Genomic DNA, 14,204 nt, shown 5'->3' on the forward strand with positions numbered 1-14,204 from the left:
CGACATCCGCCGCATTGCGGCGTCAGATTTGCCGCAAAAGCAGCATGATGGCGGCGGTTGCGATGATCAGCCCCGCCGCAACTTCGACCATCGGCAGTGCCCAGCGCAGCCGCCCTTCGGGCAGCACGGCCAGCCCGCCTTCACGCGCCCAGACCGCCACGCCGGCCACCGCCACCGTCACCACCGCCACGCCCAGCCCCATGGCAAAGGCCCCGGCAATGCCCGCCGCGCCGATACCCAGTTGCCAGGTCAGCACCAAGAGCAGCAGCGCCCCCGAGCAGGGCCGCAGGGCAATGCCGGCGATCAGAAGCCCCGCATCGCGGAACGAGGTGACCGCCGCCGCCTGATCCAGCGTCGGGCCATGGGCATGGCCGCAGCCGCAATCGGGGCCGTGGTCGTGGTCATGCGCATGGGTGTGGGGATCATGGTCGCGCGAACCGGCCTGCGCCGTGCTGCGCAGCCGCCCCAACCCGCGCAGGCCACGGATCACCAGCCACAGGCCCAGGCCCACCACCATCAGGTTGCCGGTTGCGGTGACCCAGCCCCCGCCGGCAGCCGTGACTGCATCGCGCGTCAGCCCCAGCACGGCCACCGCCGCATAGACCAGCACCACCGCCACCGCCGCCTGCGCCAGAGACGAGGCCAGCGCCAGCACCGACAGCCGGGCCAGCGGCACCCGCCGCGCCAGCCCGTAGCCGCCGATCAGCGCCTTGCCATGCCCCGGCCCCGTCGCATGAAGGACGCCATAGCCGAAGCAGACTACCAGAAGCCCGGCAACGGCGCCAGGCTCACCCGCCCGCAGCGCCCGCACGGCAGCGGCCAGCCGGTCCTGCGTCGCGCGCTGCGCGGCACCGATCCAGCCCGACAGCGCGTCGAACGCGCCCGACAGCCACAGCGCCGCCAGCACCAGCGCCAGACCCAGCCCGGCCAAGGTCAGGGTGCGGCGCATGTCACGCGCACCTCTTCGGCATAGGCGCGGCCAATGGCGGGGAAATCGGCCTCTACGTCCTGATCGGCGGAATATTCCTTCAGCGCCTCTTTCAGCGCCTCGTCGGCCGCATCCAGATCGGGTTCCCAGGCCTGCGCCTTGCAGGCCCCGGTGCCGCCGGTCAGCAGCGGATGCCCGACAATCGTATAGGCGGTGTAGAAGCCGGTATCATAGACCTGCACGAAGAAGGTGCCGGTGCCGATCTCCACCGGCTCGGGCAGGCGGCGCAGATGGGTGGTGGTGATCCGCTCGCCGTCATAGGCGGCGGTCCAGTCTTCCGGCGGGCCAAGCACCAGATCGCGGGTTTCGGTCAGCGCATAGGTATCGCCGGGCACGCCCGGCGGCCATTGCATGTCAAACCCCGCAAGCGCGGCCACCTCGGCGGCGGACAACTGGCCATCGCCATCGGTGTCAAATCCGCGATCGGCGATCACCGACAGCGAAAAGAAGGAATCGTAGGTCCAGCCGATGCGCACCGCGACAGCGCGGTCCGCGTCATCCAGCACCACCTCGACCGTGGTGTCGATCCAGACATGCGGATGCGCCGCCGCCCCCTGGGGCAGCAGCGCGGCAGCAATCGTCAGGGCAAGGGCGCGTGTCGTCATGGCGGCAGCATAATCGCAGCCCCCGCGCGCCGCCACATGCCGAATGACCCTGGTCACGCGCTTGCGAGGCGCCTCAGCCCTTGCGCGCGACCGGCGGTCTGGCCGCATCAAGAATACGGCCCGACCCCGCAATGACCTGCGCCGCCCGCCCCACGATCAGCGGATCGACGGTGCCGATCACGTCCCAGTCCTTGCCCGGATAGTCGATGGTGGACAGGAAGTGCCGCATACAGTTCAGCCGCGCCCGCTTCTTGTCGTTCGACTTGACGATGGCCCAGGGCGCATCGGCGGTGTCGGTGTAGAAGAACATCGCCTCCTTCGCCTCGGTATAGTCATCCCACTTGTCCAGCGACGCCTTGTCGATGGGCGACAGCTTCCACATTTTCAGGGGATCGGTCTCGCGCGCCTTGAACCGGCGCAACTGTTCATCCCGGGTCACGCTGAACCAGTATTTGTAAAGCCGGATGCCCGAACGGACCAGCATCCGCTCCAGTTCCGGCACTTCGCGCATGAACTCCAGGTATTCAGACGGGGTGCAGAAGCCCATCACCCGCTCGACACCCGCGCGGTTGTACCAGGAACGGTCGAAGAACACGATCTCGCCCGTGGTCGGAAGGTGCTGGATATAGCGCTGGAAGAACCACTCGCCCTTTTCCTTGTCGCTGGGCTTGGTCAGCGCCACGACGCGGGCATAGCGGGGGTTCAGATGTTCCATGAACCGCTTGATCGTGCCGCCCTTGCCGGCGGCATCGCGGCCTTCCATCAGGATCACGAACTTCTGCCCGGTTTCCTGCGCCCAGATCTGAACCTTCAGCAATTCGGCCTGAAGTCTGGCCTTCTCGGCCTCATAGGCGGCGCGGCCCATCAGGCGGGCATAGGGGTAGCGCCCCGATTCAAACGCATCGCGGATCGCATCCGAGCTGATCGAAGGGTAATGCTGCGGGCCGGTGATGCCCTCACCATGGCCTTCGGGGCGCGGCGCAGCCGGGGCCGCAGCAGCCGCGCCAACCGTGGTTTCATCGCCGGAAGCCGGCGGTTCAGGCAAGACAGCCGCTTCGGCAGCCACGACCGGCGTTTCAGCCGGACCACGGGCCTGCCTGTTGCGCACATCCGTCACCGGCGCCTGATCTTCCATGCGGCATCTCCCTGCAAAAACTGACGCCGCAATCCTACATCGCGGGCAGGCAATTTTCCTTGATTCAGGTCACACCACGGCAACGCGCGACAGGAAGAACCGGCGCCGGGACCGGCTCGGAAAAGGAACAGGGCGACAGACCTTCCGGTTTGCCGCCCTGCCCACAAGGGGAAGAAATTTCTTGATAAAATCGCCTGCCGTCAATGCCACCACGACAAGGACAAGGCATAGAGAGAGAAGATAGGTCGCGCATACTCCATTTGCGGTAGAGCCGCCGATTTTAACCTTTGGGTGGGGAATTCCCGACCATCGCGCAGACCGCCTCAAGCACCTGCGGCCATTCGGCAAAGAACAGCAACTGCCCGGTCTGCGGCAGGAACCGCACCTCCAGATGCGGATAGTCCGCCATCAGTTCGCGCAGGGTCAGGACCGGGGTCTGCGGATCCTGATCGCCCTGCAACAGCAGAACCGGCACCCGGCAGGCCCGCACGATGGACGACCAGTCCTTTTCAGAGCTGATACATTCGCGGGTAAACGCCTCATGCGCCGACCATTTCCGCGTCAGGCAGGTATCCGATCCTTCCAGAACGGCGGCCCGCACCTCTGCGCGGGCGAAGGTCTCCATGTCAGCCGGGCTTCCGCCGTTCACCTGCTGGAAGAAACTTTCCTTGCCCAGCCGCCGCGCCAGGCTGAACCCGGCCTGCACCAGAAACGGCAGCACGCGGGGGGCATAGCGCGCATTGGCCAGGATGAACCGTTGCCACTTGTCCATCCGCTCATATTGCGCGGCGGTGCGCACGGGCAACTGGCAGGCACAGCCGACAATGCCGCGCACCAGATCGGGTCGCGTGTTGGCCAGGTTCATCGCAAAGCGCAGGTCCGCCCCCAGCGGCAGGGCCACAGCCCCGGCAAGACCCAGATGATCCAGAACCGCGGCATAGTCGGCGGTGACTTCGGCCACATGATCGCTGCCCCGGGCGTGCAGATCCGTCCGGCCGTAACCGGCGCGCACCGGCACCACGACCCGCAACCCGCGCGTCCGTGCGGCCCGTTCGGCCGTGGCGGGCCACCGGATCAGGCCATAGTCGAGGTGCATGTACAGCACCGGCCGCCCGGCCGGATCGCCGAATTCGATCCAGGTCAGCCGCCGCCCGTCGGGCCGCCGCAATTCGTGCAGGGGCCGCGGCTCCAGCCCGCCTGCGCCCGGCCGCACCTCGGCCCGCGCGCCGGCCGGGATCAGCGCAACATCCATCAGGCCCAGCACCACCCGAACCAGTTCGCTCTGGCTGTGGGTCTCGGTCTTGGCCAGGATCGACCGCAACTGCGTCCGCACCGTTTCGGCCGACCGGCCCCGCGCCTCGGCAATGTCTTTCACCGGCTGGCCCAACGCGATGCCGCGCACGATCTCGACTTCGGCGCCGGTCAGGCCGAAGGCGTCCTGCACCGTCTGCTCGAACCCCTCGGGCCACACAAGTTCGGTCGAGATCACCAGCGCCAGCGGTGATGCCGCCTCAACCCGGCTGACGCGCAGGATGACCGGGCTGCCGGTGCGCTGCGACCGGATGCGCAGCGTGACCACCTTTTCGGCCCGCCCCCCGGCCACCTTGCGGATTTCGCCGCGCAGCAGGTCCAGATCCTCGGGGTCGAACGGAAGCCGGTCGAAGCGACAGTCCGGTTCCAGACCAAAAGCCACCGAAGCAGGGCGGTTGCAATCGGCGATGCGTGCCCCTCCGTCCGACAGGAAGGCTGCCGAGCGCGGTATCTCTTCCAGCACGCTGCGATAGCCGCCATCGTCGCGCGTGGCTTCCAGCCGGTCCAGAAACACCGTGGCGCGTTGCAGATGCGCCTCGATTTCCGCATCGTCCGGCGCGATGGCCCCATCGTCCGCGGCCCCCCGCAAGGGCGCGGCGCGGCCTTCCCAGACCTCCAGCAAATCCTCAAGACGGATCGGGTCCAATGCAACATCGTAAAGCCGATCAACAATCTCGGCCTTATGGTCACGCAGGGCAAATTCGGCCACGTCTGGGCGGGGGTTGCGGTCCGTCATGGCTCTTGCTTGACCCATGCCTGACGTTACGGCAAGCAGAATAAGGCGGCACCCCATGGACCTTGCCCGCGCCTTGCGCAAGAAAGACACGAACCGCACAAGACGCATCCCTGCAGGAGCCAGCATCATGATCACCCTTTACGGCGCTTACCGCAGCCGCGCCTCGCGTCCGCTCTGGCTGCTGGCAGAGACCGGAACGCCGTTCACCCATCTGCCCGTGATCCAGGCCTACCGCCTGGCAGATCCGGCCGCCCCCGACGCGCCGCTGAACACGACCTCGGCCAGCTTCCTGCGGGTGAACCCGCAGGGCCAGATTCCGGCGATGGAGGAAGACGGGCTGGTGCTGACCGAATCGCTGGCGATCACCCTGCATATCGCCCGGCGCCATGGCGGCCCGCTTGGCCCGGCGAATGACGCCGAACTGGCGCTGATGGAGCAGTGGGCGCTGTTTGCCGCCACATCCCTGGAAACCCCGGCGCTGGAAATCCTGTTCGCCCAGACCAATGGCACCGCCGACCTGCCCGAAGGCGCCGCCGTGATCGCCGTGGCCGCCGAAAAGCTGCGCCGCCCGCTTGCCCGGCTGCAGGGCCATCTGGCCGCGCACAGCCATATGGTGGGCGACCGCTTCACCGTGGCCGACATCAACACCGCCGAATGTCTGCGCTATGCGCAGGGCCACCCCAGCCTGCTGGCAGAATTCCCGGCGGTGAAGGCCTGGCTGGAAGCCTGCCAGTCGCGCCCCGCCTTCCAGTCGATGTGGGCGGCGCGCCAGGCAGAACCCGCATAAGCCCGTCGGCAGGCGGGCCCAACATCTTGCGCCCGCCCCCGCTTGGGTGGTCTAATGGCTGCGCCCAATGACAAGAGCAGCACAAATGGCGAACGACCTCCTCTCCCAGGCCGCAACGGCCTATGACGCCTCCTCGATCGAGGTTCTCGAACCGCTCGAGGCCGTCCGCCTGCGCCCCGGCATGTATATCGGCGGCATCGACGAACGCGCCTACCACCACCTTGCCGCCGAAATCCTGGACAACTCGATGGACGAGGCCGTTGCCGGCCACGCCACAAGGATCGAGGTGGAGCTGCACGAGAACGGCGCGCTGACGATCCGCGACAACGGTCGCGGCATCCCCGTCGATCCGCATCCGAAATTCCCCGACAAGTCCGCGCTTGAGGTGATCCTGTGCACGCTTCATTCGGGCGGCAAGTTCAACGGCAAGGCCTATGAAACCAGCGGCGGGTTGCACGGCGTTGGGTCCTCGGTGGTCAACGCCCTGTCCGACCTGATGCGCGTCGAGGTGGCCCGCAACAAGGAACTCCATGTGCAGGAGTTTTCGCGCGGCAAACCCCTTGCCCCCATCCGCATGGTCGGCCCGGCCCCGAACCGCCGCGGCACTTCGGTTACCTTCCACCCCGATGCCGAGATCTTCGGCACCCAGACCTTCAAGCCGCACCGCCTGATGAAGATGGTGCGGTCGAAGGCCTATCTGTTCTCGGGCGTGGAAATCCGCTGGAAATCCGCCATCCCCGATGGCGACATGCCGCTGGAAGCGGTGTTCCACTTCCCCGGCGGGCTGGCCGACTATCTGTCAGACCAGCTTGACCGTGTGACGACCTATGCCGAGCGCCCTTTCGCCGGAAAGGTTGGCTTTCAGGAAAAGTTTGGCGTTCCGGGTTCGGTGGAATGGGCGATCAACTGGACGCCTGCGCGCGACGGGTTCCTGTCGTCCTACTGCAACACGGTGCCCACGCCCGAAGGCGGCACCCATGAAGCCGGGTTCTGGGCTGCGGTTCTCAAGGGGCTCAAGGCCTATGGCGAGCGGATCAAGAACCGCAAGGCCGAACAGATCACCCGCGAAGACATGGTTTCAGGCGGCTGTGCGCTGATCTCGGTCTTCATCCGCGAACCGCAATTCGTGGGCCAGACCAAGGACCGCCTTGCCACCGAGGAAGCCGCGAAATGGGTGGAAAACGCGGTGCGCGACCGCTTTGACACCTGGCTGGCCGCCGATCCGAAATCGGCCGGCTCCATCCTTGATTTCGTGGTGCTGCGGTCCGAGGAACGCCTGCGCCGCCGCGCCGAAAAGGAAACCCAGCGCAAGACGGCCACCAAGAAGCTGCGCCTGCCCGGCAAGCTGGTGGACTGTTCGGCCACCGACCGCTCGGGGACCGAAATCTTTATCGTCGAAGGCGACAGCGCCGGCGGCTCCGCCAAGGGGGCGCGCGACCGCACCTATCAGGCGCTGCTGCCGCTGAAGGGCAAGATCCTGAACGTGCTGGGCGCCGCCTCGGCCAAGCTGAACGACAACTCGGAAATCCGCGACATCTGCGAGGCGCTTGGCGTGGGCATGGGCACCCGCTTCCGGCTGGATGACCTGCGGTATGACAAGATCATCATCATGACCGATGCCGATGTGGACGGGGCCCATATCGCCAGCCTGCTGATGACCTTCTTCTTCACCCAGATGCCCGAGCTGATCCGCAAGGGCCATCTCTACCTGGCCTGCCCGCCGCTTTACCGGCTGACGCAGGGCGCCAAGCGCCTTTACGTCGCCGATGATGCCGAAAAGGCGCTTTGGCTGGAAAAGGGCCTGGGCGGCAAGGGCAAGATCGACGTGCAGCGGTTCAAGGGCCTTGGCGAAATGGATGCCAAGGATCTGAAGGACACCACGATGAACCCCGACACGCGCAAGCTGATCCGCGTCTCGATCGACGAGGAGGAAGACCCCGCCAACCTGGTTGAGCGGCTGATGGGCAAGAAACCCGAACTGCGCTTCCAGTACATCCAGGAAAACGCCCGCTTCGTGGAAGAGCTGGATGTGTAGGGGAGGCCAACGGCCCCCCTACCGCCCCGCCTTGATCTGCCGGTGCTCGAACACGGCGACGGTCACCAGACCCAGGATCAGCGGGAAGATCAGGTAGAACAGCCGGAACACGATCAGCGCCGCCAGCACGCTTTCGTTGGAAAACTCGGGCAGGCCGGTCAGCATGGCCAGTTCGAACACCCCCAGCCCCCCCGGCGCGTGGGACAGCAGCGCCAGCGAGAAGGACACCACGAAGACGCCGGCAACCACCACGAAGCCGGGGTTGCCCACTTCGGGCAGTGCAAAATAGACGATCCCGGCGGCGAAAAGCGTCTCGATCGGGGCGACGGTGATCTGGCGCAACGCGATGGACAGCCGCGGATAGGCCACCGAGAAGCCGCGAATCCGCAGCGGCGGCAGGCCCAGCGCGCTGAAGACCAGATAGAGCACAATCACCCCCAGCACCCCGACCGCCAGCCAGCGCACCACCGACGGCGACAAAGCCCCGGCAAAGCGCGCCTCAAGCCCAGGATCAATCAGGAAGGCCAGCGCCAGCAGGATCATCACGCCCAGGCTGAAGGTGAGCGAGCAGAAGGTTACCAGAATCCCCACCTCGGCCCCCGTCAGGCCCTTTGAGGTATAGGCGCGATAGCGCACCACCGCCCCGGTAAAGGCCGAGGCCCCGATGGTATGTGACAGCGAATAGGTGGTCAGCGCGCACAGCCCGACGAAGACCACATTCACATGCTTGCCCAAGTGGGCCAGCGCAACCTGGTCATACATGGTCAGCGTGACATAGCAGCCGGCCGTGCACAGCACGATCATCGACCAGTGCCAGAGGTTCAGCGCCTCGATCCCGGCCCAGAGGGCGGGCCAGGACAGGCCCCGCAATTCCTTGCTCAAGAGCCAGAACGACACACCGATGGCCACCGCGCCGATCATCGGCCAGACGAACATCTTCCACGACTTCGGTTTCATTTCAGCGCCTGCCAAGGTGCCTCCTTCTGGGGTGCCTGCCTGCGGGCGGATAGGACGGGCAAACCCGCCGACAGGCAACCATGTGACGGGAAAAATCCGCCTTGTCGCGCGAATGTGCGCCCTATGCCGCAGACGGGCTGCGGTGGGTGCGCGGGCGGGAACGTCGCCGCCCCCAGCCCCGAAATCTTACAAAAAGTCCAATCTGGCACGCAACCCCTTGAAATCGTTGTGGCGGTGCCGTCCCCCATCATGGGACATCATTTCTTCTGCAAGGTTTCCACATATTCGGCCAGTTGCACCAGCCGTTCGGGCGTCGGGCTTTGGATGCCGTCACCGGAATCATAGGGCACCAGCGGGCTGTCCAGCAGCGGACCGAAGTTCGGCATGATCGCAGCCCCGTTCTTGCCGCCGGTATAGCCCCAGATCTTGGCCATCACCCGCAGCTTGGGGAAGGTGCCGCCATTGCGGCGGCTGAGGCCGGTCAGGTCGGCGGGCTTGTGTTCCAGATCGGCGGCCATCGGACCGTCGCCCTTGCCCCCCGCGCCATGGCACGACGAACAGAAGGCCGCGAAATCCTCGGCCCCGGTGGGTTTCTCTTGCGGCACGCAGGCCGCAAGCCCCAGCGCCGCCATTGCCAGTATCATGCGTTTCATCGTCTCATCCCCCAACCACGCGGCCCTGATCCAGCCGCACGACGCGATCCATCCGCGCCGCAAGCTCCAGGTTGTGGGTCGCGATCAGCGCGGCCATCCCTGTCGCCCGCACCAACTCCATCAGCGCCGCGAAAACCTGCTCGCTGGTGCCCGGGTCCAGATTGCCCGTCGGTTCATCCGCAAGCAACAGTTTCGGCGCATTGGCCAGCGCGCGGCAGAAGGCCACCCGCTGCTGTTCGCCCCCCGAAAGCGCCGCCGGCCGGTGCCCCGAGCGGGCCGCCACGCCGACGCGGCCCAGCAAATCCATCCCGCGCGCCTCGGCCTCGGCCTTGGGCACACCATTGGCCAGTTGCGGGATCACCACATTTTCCAGCGCGGAAAACTCGGGCAGCAGGTGGTGGAACTGGTAGATGAACCCCACCTCGGCCCGCCGCGCCTCGGTCCGGGCCTTGTCGCCAAGGCCGGTCATTTCACGGCCCCCATGCAGCACACGGCCGGAATCCGGCGTGTCCAGCAGCCCCGCGATGTGCAGCAGCGTGGATTTCCCCGCCCCCGAAGGCGCCACCAGCGCCACCACCTCGCCCGCGGCCACCTGCAATGAGGCCCCGCGCAGCACCAGCACCTCTGAGGGCTTGCCGCGGTTGTAGCCCTTTTCCAGACCTTCCAGAACCAGCGCGTCACTCATAGCGCAGCGCCTCCACCGGGTTCATCCGGGCCGCGCGGCGGGCCGGGAACAGGGTCACCACGAAGGACAGGCCCAGCGACAGCGCCACGGCCGAAGCCACATCGTTCAGTTGCAGCTTGGCCGGCAGCGCATAGATGCCGCGGATCGAGGGGTCCCAGACCTCGGCCCCGCTCAGGCTGTTCAGCGCTGCCATGATCGTGTCGATGTTCAGCGCGAACAGGCAGCCCAGCACCACACCGCAGACCGTGCCGATCACCCCGGTAAAGGCGCCGCAGATGAAGAACACCCGCAGGATGCTGCCTTCGGTCAGGCCCATGGTGCGCAGGATGCCGATGTCGCGCCCCTTGTTCTTGACCAGCATGATGAGGCCGGAAACGATGTTCATCGCCGCGATCAGCACCAGGATCGACAGGATCACGAACATCACATTGTCCTCGATGTCCAGCGCGCGCAGGAAAGAGCCGGCGCTGTCCTTCCAGGTCCAGATCAGGGCTGACGGACCGGCGGCGTTCAGGATGGGCAGGGACATGGCCTCGATATGGTCGGGGTCGGCCACCATCACCTCGATCTCGTCGGCAAAGCCTTCGCGGTTGAAGAAGGACTGCGCCTCGGTGAAGGGCATGTAGATGCGGGTCTTGTCGATGTCGTAGCGGCCGGCGGTGAAGACATAGACCACCTCATAGGCGTTGACGCGCGGGCTTGATCCGAAGGCGGTCTTCACGCCCGAAGGCGAGATGATGCGGACCCGGTCGCCGACGGTCACGCCCAGTTCGCGCGCCAGAACCGAACCCATGGCGATGCCTTCGGAAAACCGCGCCAGATCGCCAACGGCCTTCGCGCCCTTGCCGACGCGCGGGATCGCCTCCAGATCGGCGGGGGCGATGCCGAACACTTCGGCGCCATTCGTCCGCTCGCCATCGGTCACCATGACCTGCCCCTTGATCAGCGGGGCGGCACGGGTCACGCCGGGCACCTCTGCCAGCGTCTTCGACAGCGCGTCATAATCGGAAAAGCCTTTCAGCCACTGTCCCTGATCGTCCATCCGGTCGGTCGTATAGACGGTGACATGGGCGTTCGCGCCCAGGATCGTGTCCACGAATTCGGCCCGGAACCCGGCGCGCACGGCCAGTGTCACGATCAGCGCAAAGACCGCCAGCGTGATGCCGATCAGCGAAATCCAGGTCATCACGCTGACCCCGCCCTCGGCCCGCCGGGCGCGCAGATAGCGCCAGGCGATCATCCATTCGAATCTGCTGAAAGGTGCCGTCCTGCCCGCCATCATGCCCGCTTTCTTTTGGCCGCGAAGGTGACGGCTTCGGACCCAAAGGTCAAGGAAGCCGGCGACCGGGTCACATTCCCGCGAATTCTCCCATGGCGCAGAATCACGGCTTGGGACATAAGCACAGCCGCAAGCGTGACCTTGCGGGGCCGCGTGCATGTATTTTAACCATTCAGGAGACGCGAATGCGTATTCTTCCCCTTCTCGCCGCCCTTACCGCCGCGGCCTTCCTGTCGGCTTGTGACGACAAGGAATCCTGCACCCAGGAAGTGGCGCAGAAGAAGGCCGCCGACCTGTCGGCCAAGATCACCGAAGTCGGCACCCAGGACCCGACCAAGCTGGCCGCCCTTGCGCCAAAGATGCAGGAACTGGTCACCAAGGTTCAGGCCGGCGGCGATGATCTGAGCGGCACCTGCAAGGCCATTGACGACATGATGGCCGAACTGACCAAGTAAGGTCATACAGACTACGGCGGGCGGCCATATTTCGGCCGCCCGTTTGCAACCTCAGGCCACCGTCACCGCAATTGCCGCGAAATGCAGGCCTGCGGCGATGGCCACGAACAGATGCCACAGCGCCTGCTGGAAGCGCAGGCTGGACCAGGCATAGAAGAAGATGCCGGCGATATAGGTCATGCCCCCGGCCAGCAGCAGCCACAGCGATGCCGCCGGCAAGGCGGCCACCAGCGGGCCGATCGCGATCACCCCCAGCCAGCCCAGCGCGACATAGGCCACCACGGCGGCGCGGTCATAGCGGCCCGGCAGCACCAGCTTGATCACCACCCCCACCGCGGCCAGCCCCCAGATGGCGGTTCCCAGGCCGATGGACCAGCCCATATGATCAAGCTGCGCAATCACGGCGGTATAGGTGCCTGCGATCATCACATAGATCGCGGAATGGTCGAACCGGCGCAGCAGCCATTTCAGCGCGCTTGGCGGGGTCATGTTGTAGGCCATGGAAAAGCCCCACATCAGGAAAAACCCGGCCGCATAGACCGTCAGCGCCGCAAAGACCCCCGTCCCGACCGAGCCCAGCGCATGGCCCAGAAGCAGGGGAAAGGCGATCAGCCCGGCCAGAATCGCCAGCGCATGAACGATTCCGTCCGCCAGGATCTCGGCGGTCGAGACCTTGCGCGACAACAGGCTGGGGTTGGGCGGGGTATGCGGCATGTCGGTCCGGTGGCGGGGGGTTTCCGCCAAACATGGCATTCCTTCCGTCCGGGTCAATCCGGCCAAAGGCCGCATGACGCTGGGTCAGGCCGCTGAGGCCGAGCTTTTCTCAGGGGGCCGGCTGCAAAAGCGGCTCATAGCGCGCATCGGTCAGTGTGTTCAGAAACGCGACCAGCGCGTCGATCCGCTGGTCATCCAGCGCGGGGCCGGATTCCAGTTCGGTCAGCGACAGGGTCTCGGGCACCTCGGGCGCGGCGAAGGGCTGGCCGGTTTCGGGGTTGATCTTCCGGGCCGGCACAGTGGTGTTGTAGGTGTTGTAGAACAGGATCACCGTGCGCAGATCGGCAAACACCCCGTTGTGCATATAGGGGCCGGTCACGGCCACGTTGCGCAGGGTTGGCACCTTGAACTTGCCGCGCTCTGTCGCGGCCCCGGCCACGGCGGGGTTTGCGGCAAGCCCGGCATCCACGGTGACAGGCGCCGTGCCATTCCCCGCGCGAACCGCCGTGTTCTCGGGCACGCCGATGTTGTGATAGGCGTAATTGGTGAAGGTCTCGCCTTCCGCGCCGCCTTGCGGTTTCAACTGGTGGCACTGGTTGCAGTTGGTGAACTGGTTGGAAAAGAACAGAACCCGGCCCAGCTCTTCCTGATCGGTCAGCTTGGCTTCCCCGCGCAGGAAACGATCATACTTGCTGTCGAAGGGCGCGAATTCCGGGGTGGCCTCATAGGCGGCAATCGCCTGCGCCATGGCATCGAAGAACGCCTCGTCACTGGCGGGGGCCTGCGGGAACAGCGCCGCCAGCGTGGCCACATATTGCGGGTTCTCGCGCAGGCGGGCGGCGGCCGTGGCCACATCGGGCAGGGCCATTTCCAGCGGGTTCAGCGGCGGCCCCTTGGCCTGATCGGCCAGGGTCGCGGCGCGGCCATCCAGAAACTGCCCGCCGACCCAGGCGCCCTTGGCATCGCGCCCGAAGGGGGGCGAGAAGCGCGCGTAAGATGCCGTCGGCGCGTTACGGTCGCCCAGGCTGGCGCCATCGTCGCCCAGGGAAACGGCGTGGCCCAGCACGGTTTCGCGCGGGTCGGCAAATCCGGCGGCCGGGTCATGGCAGGTGGCGCAAGCCTGCGTGCGGTTCTTCGACAGGTTCACGTCGAAGAACAGCGCCTCGCCCCAGCTTGCCAGATCGGGATAGGGGGCTGCTTCTTCCGCCGCCGCCCCCTGCGCCATCAGGGCCAAGGCCAGACACCAAACGCTGCGCGCCATCGCGAAATCTCCGTCGCTTTCTGACATCCGTCATAGTTGACAGATTTAGTCAGGTCCAGCGTGCAAGCCGCGACATTGCGCCCGGGTCAGGCGGTGCGGCGGCGGAATGGCGCGGACAGCAACGCCAGCAGGGCTGCAAGACCGCCCCATCCCAGACCAAAGCCGATGCCGGCACAGACCGCGCCTTCGGTTGTCAGCGGCAGGGCCGGGGCGAAATCGGCCCAGGTCGCCTGCACCAGCGCCGGATCGGCCAGACGGTGCGGCATCATCAGCCGTTCATAGGGGCCGGCCAGCCGCAGGATGGCCAGATCGTTGCGCAAGCCTTCGGCCCGGGCAAAGGTGGCGCGCAGGTCGCGGGCATGTTGGCCGGAAAAGCCGGTGGTTCCCAGCGCCTCAAGCGCGGCATCGCGGCTGAGGCCGGATTTCGCCGCCGAACGGTCAAAGTCGGCCTCAATCCGGTCAAGCGTATCGACCTGCCCCGCCAGGCGTTGCAGGTATTGCTGCGAAAACTCGGGGAATTGCGACAGCGTTCCCGCCCCCGCAATTCCGCCGGCCAGCACAAGCGCACGTCCGATCATCCGCTTCTCCCCGTTGTCGGGGCCG

14 protein-coding genes are annotated in these 14,204 nt (G+C 66.2%); 3 read left to right on the plus strand and 11 right to left on the minus strand.

Features of this window, described 5'->3' with window-relative positions; translation table 11 throughout:
• Positions 1–22 precede the first annotated feature (22 nt).
• The 4 genes from C5F44_RS03180 to C5F44_RS03195 form a co-directional block, all read right to left on the minus strand.
• Positions 23–949 (minus strand): nickel/cobalt transporter, encoded by a 927-nt coding sequence (locus C5F44_RS03180; protein WP_107672055.1) that lies wholly within the window; start codon positions 947–949, stop codon positions 23–25.
• The gene (locus C5F44_RS03185; protein ID WP_181318169.1) at positions 934–1,650 is read right to left on the minus strand and encodes a DUF1007 family protein; all 717 of its coding nucleotides are present in this window, start codon (positions 1,648–1,650) and stop codon (positions 934–936) included. The genes C5F44_RS03180 and C5F44_RS03185 overlap by 16 nt, the downstream gene beginning before the upstream one ends.
• A 16-nt stretch (positions 1,651–1,666) precedes the next feature.
• Complete coding sequence (gene ppk2, locus C5F44_RS03190) at positions 1,667–2,728, minus strand: polyphosphate kinase 2 (RefSeq protein WP_107672057.1); 1,062 nt, start codon at positions 2,726–2,728, stop codon at positions 1,667–1,669.
• Positions 2,729–3,008: 280 nt separating this feature from the next.
• On the minus strand, positions 3,009–4,775 hold the full coding sequence (locus C5F44_RS03195; protein WP_181318170.1) for a bifunctional helix-turn-helix transcriptional regulator/alpha/beta hydrolase: 1,767 nt from the start codon (positions 4,773–4,775) through the stop codon (positions 3,009–3,011).
• Positions 4,776–4,902: 127 nt separating this feature from the next.
• Here C5F44_RS03195 and C5F44_RS03200 point away from each other — a divergent pair, with 127 nt between their 5' ends.
• Both C5F44_RS03200 and parE read left to right on the plus strand, forming a co-directional pair.
• Positions 4,903–5,562: a glutathione S-transferase family protein gene (locus tag C5F44_RS03200; protein WP_107672059.1), complete on the plus strand. Its 660-nt coding sequence runs from the start codon at positions 4,903–4,905 to the stop codon at positions 5,560–5,562.
• 85 nt (positions 5,563–5,647) lie between these two features.
• Positions 5,648–7,597 carry a DNA topoisomerase IV subunit B gene (gene parE, locus C5F44_RS03205; RefSeq protein WP_107672060.1) on the plus strand — a complete coding sequence of 650 codons (1,950 nt, stop codon included), beginning with the start codon at positions 5,648–5,650 and terminating at the stop codon, positions 7,595–7,597.
• An 18-nt stretch (positions 7,598–7,615) separates the two neighbouring features.
• Here the strand turns inward: parE and C5F44_RS03210 are convergent, their stop codons facing one another.
• The 4 genes from C5F44_RS03210 to C5F44_RS03225 form a co-directional block, all read right to left on the minus strand.
• The gene (locus C5F44_RS03210; RefSeq protein WP_107672061.1) at positions 7,616–8,554 is read right to left on the minus strand and encodes a lysylphosphatidylglycerol synthase domain-containing protein; all 939 of its coding nucleotides are present in this window, start codon (positions 8,552–8,554) and stop codon (positions 7,616–7,618) included.
• Positions 8,555–8,811: 257 nt separating this feature from the next.
• Positions 8,812–9,207 (minus strand): c-type cytochrome, encoded by a 396-nt coding sequence (locus C5F44_RS03215; RefSeq protein WP_107672062.1) that lies wholly within the window; start codon positions 9,205–9,207, stop codon positions 8,812–8,814.
• A 4-nt stretch (positions 9,208–9,211) separates the two neighbouring features.
• On the minus strand, positions 9,212–9,892 hold the full coding sequence (locus C5F44_RS03220; protein ID WP_107672063.1) for an ABC transporter ATP-binding protein: 681 nt from the start codon (positions 9,890–9,892) through the stop codon (positions 9,212–9,214).
• Positions 9,885–11,171 carry a lipoprotein-releasing ABC transporter permease subunit gene (locus C5F44_RS03225; RefSeq protein WP_107672179.1) on the minus strand — a complete coding sequence of 429 codons (1,287 nt, stop codon included), beginning with the start codon at positions 11,169–11,171 and terminating at the stop codon, positions 9,885–9,887. Before C5F44_RS03225 ends, C5F44_RS03220 begins: the two co-directional genes overlap by 8 nt.
• A 185-nt stretch (positions 11,172–11,356) precedes the next feature.
• On the opposite strand from C5F44_RS03225, the gene C5F44_RS03230 reads away from it, so the two are divergent.
• A complete protein-coding gene (locus C5F44_RS03230) occupies positions 11,357–11,626 on the plus strand; it encodes a hypothetical protein (RefSeq protein ID WP_107672064.1) in 270 nt (89 codons plus the stop codon).
• A gap of 51 nt (positions 11,627–11,677) precedes the next feature.
• Here C5F44_RS03230 and trhA read toward each other — a convergent pair whose 3' ends face one another.
• The 3 genes from trhA to C5F44_RS03245 all read right to left on the minus strand — a co-directional run bounded on the left by trhA (position 11,678) and on the right by C5F44_RS03245 (position 14,179).
• Positions 11,678–12,370: a PAQR family membrane homeostasis protein TrhA gene (gene trhA / locus C5F44_RS03235; protein WP_181318171.1), complete on the minus strand. Its 693-nt coding sequence runs from the start codon at positions 12,368–12,370 to the stop codon at positions 11,678–11,680.
• A gap of 79 nt (positions 12,371–12,449) precedes the next feature.
• Complete coding sequence (locus C5F44_RS03240) at positions 12,450–13,601, minus strand: cytochrome-c peroxidase (protein WP_219908656.1); 1,152 nt, start codon at positions 13,599–13,601, stop codon at positions 12,450–12,452.
• Between the two features lie 86 nt (positions 13,602–13,687).
• Positions 13,688–14,179 carry a DUF2937 family protein gene (locus C5F44_RS03245; RefSeq protein ID WP_107672067.1) on the minus strand — a complete coding sequence of 164 codons (492 nt, stop codon included), beginning with the start codon at positions 14,177–14,179 and terminating at the stop codon, positions 13,688–13,690.
• Positions 14,180–14,204 lie beyond the last annotated feature (25 nt).

The organism is Fuscovulum blasticum DSM 2131, from assembly GCF_003034965.1.
In the GTDB taxonomy this organism is placed as follows: Bacteria; Pseudomonadota; Alphaproteobacteria; order Rhodobacterales; family Rhodobacteraceae; genus Pseudogemmobacter; species Pseudogemmobacter blasticus.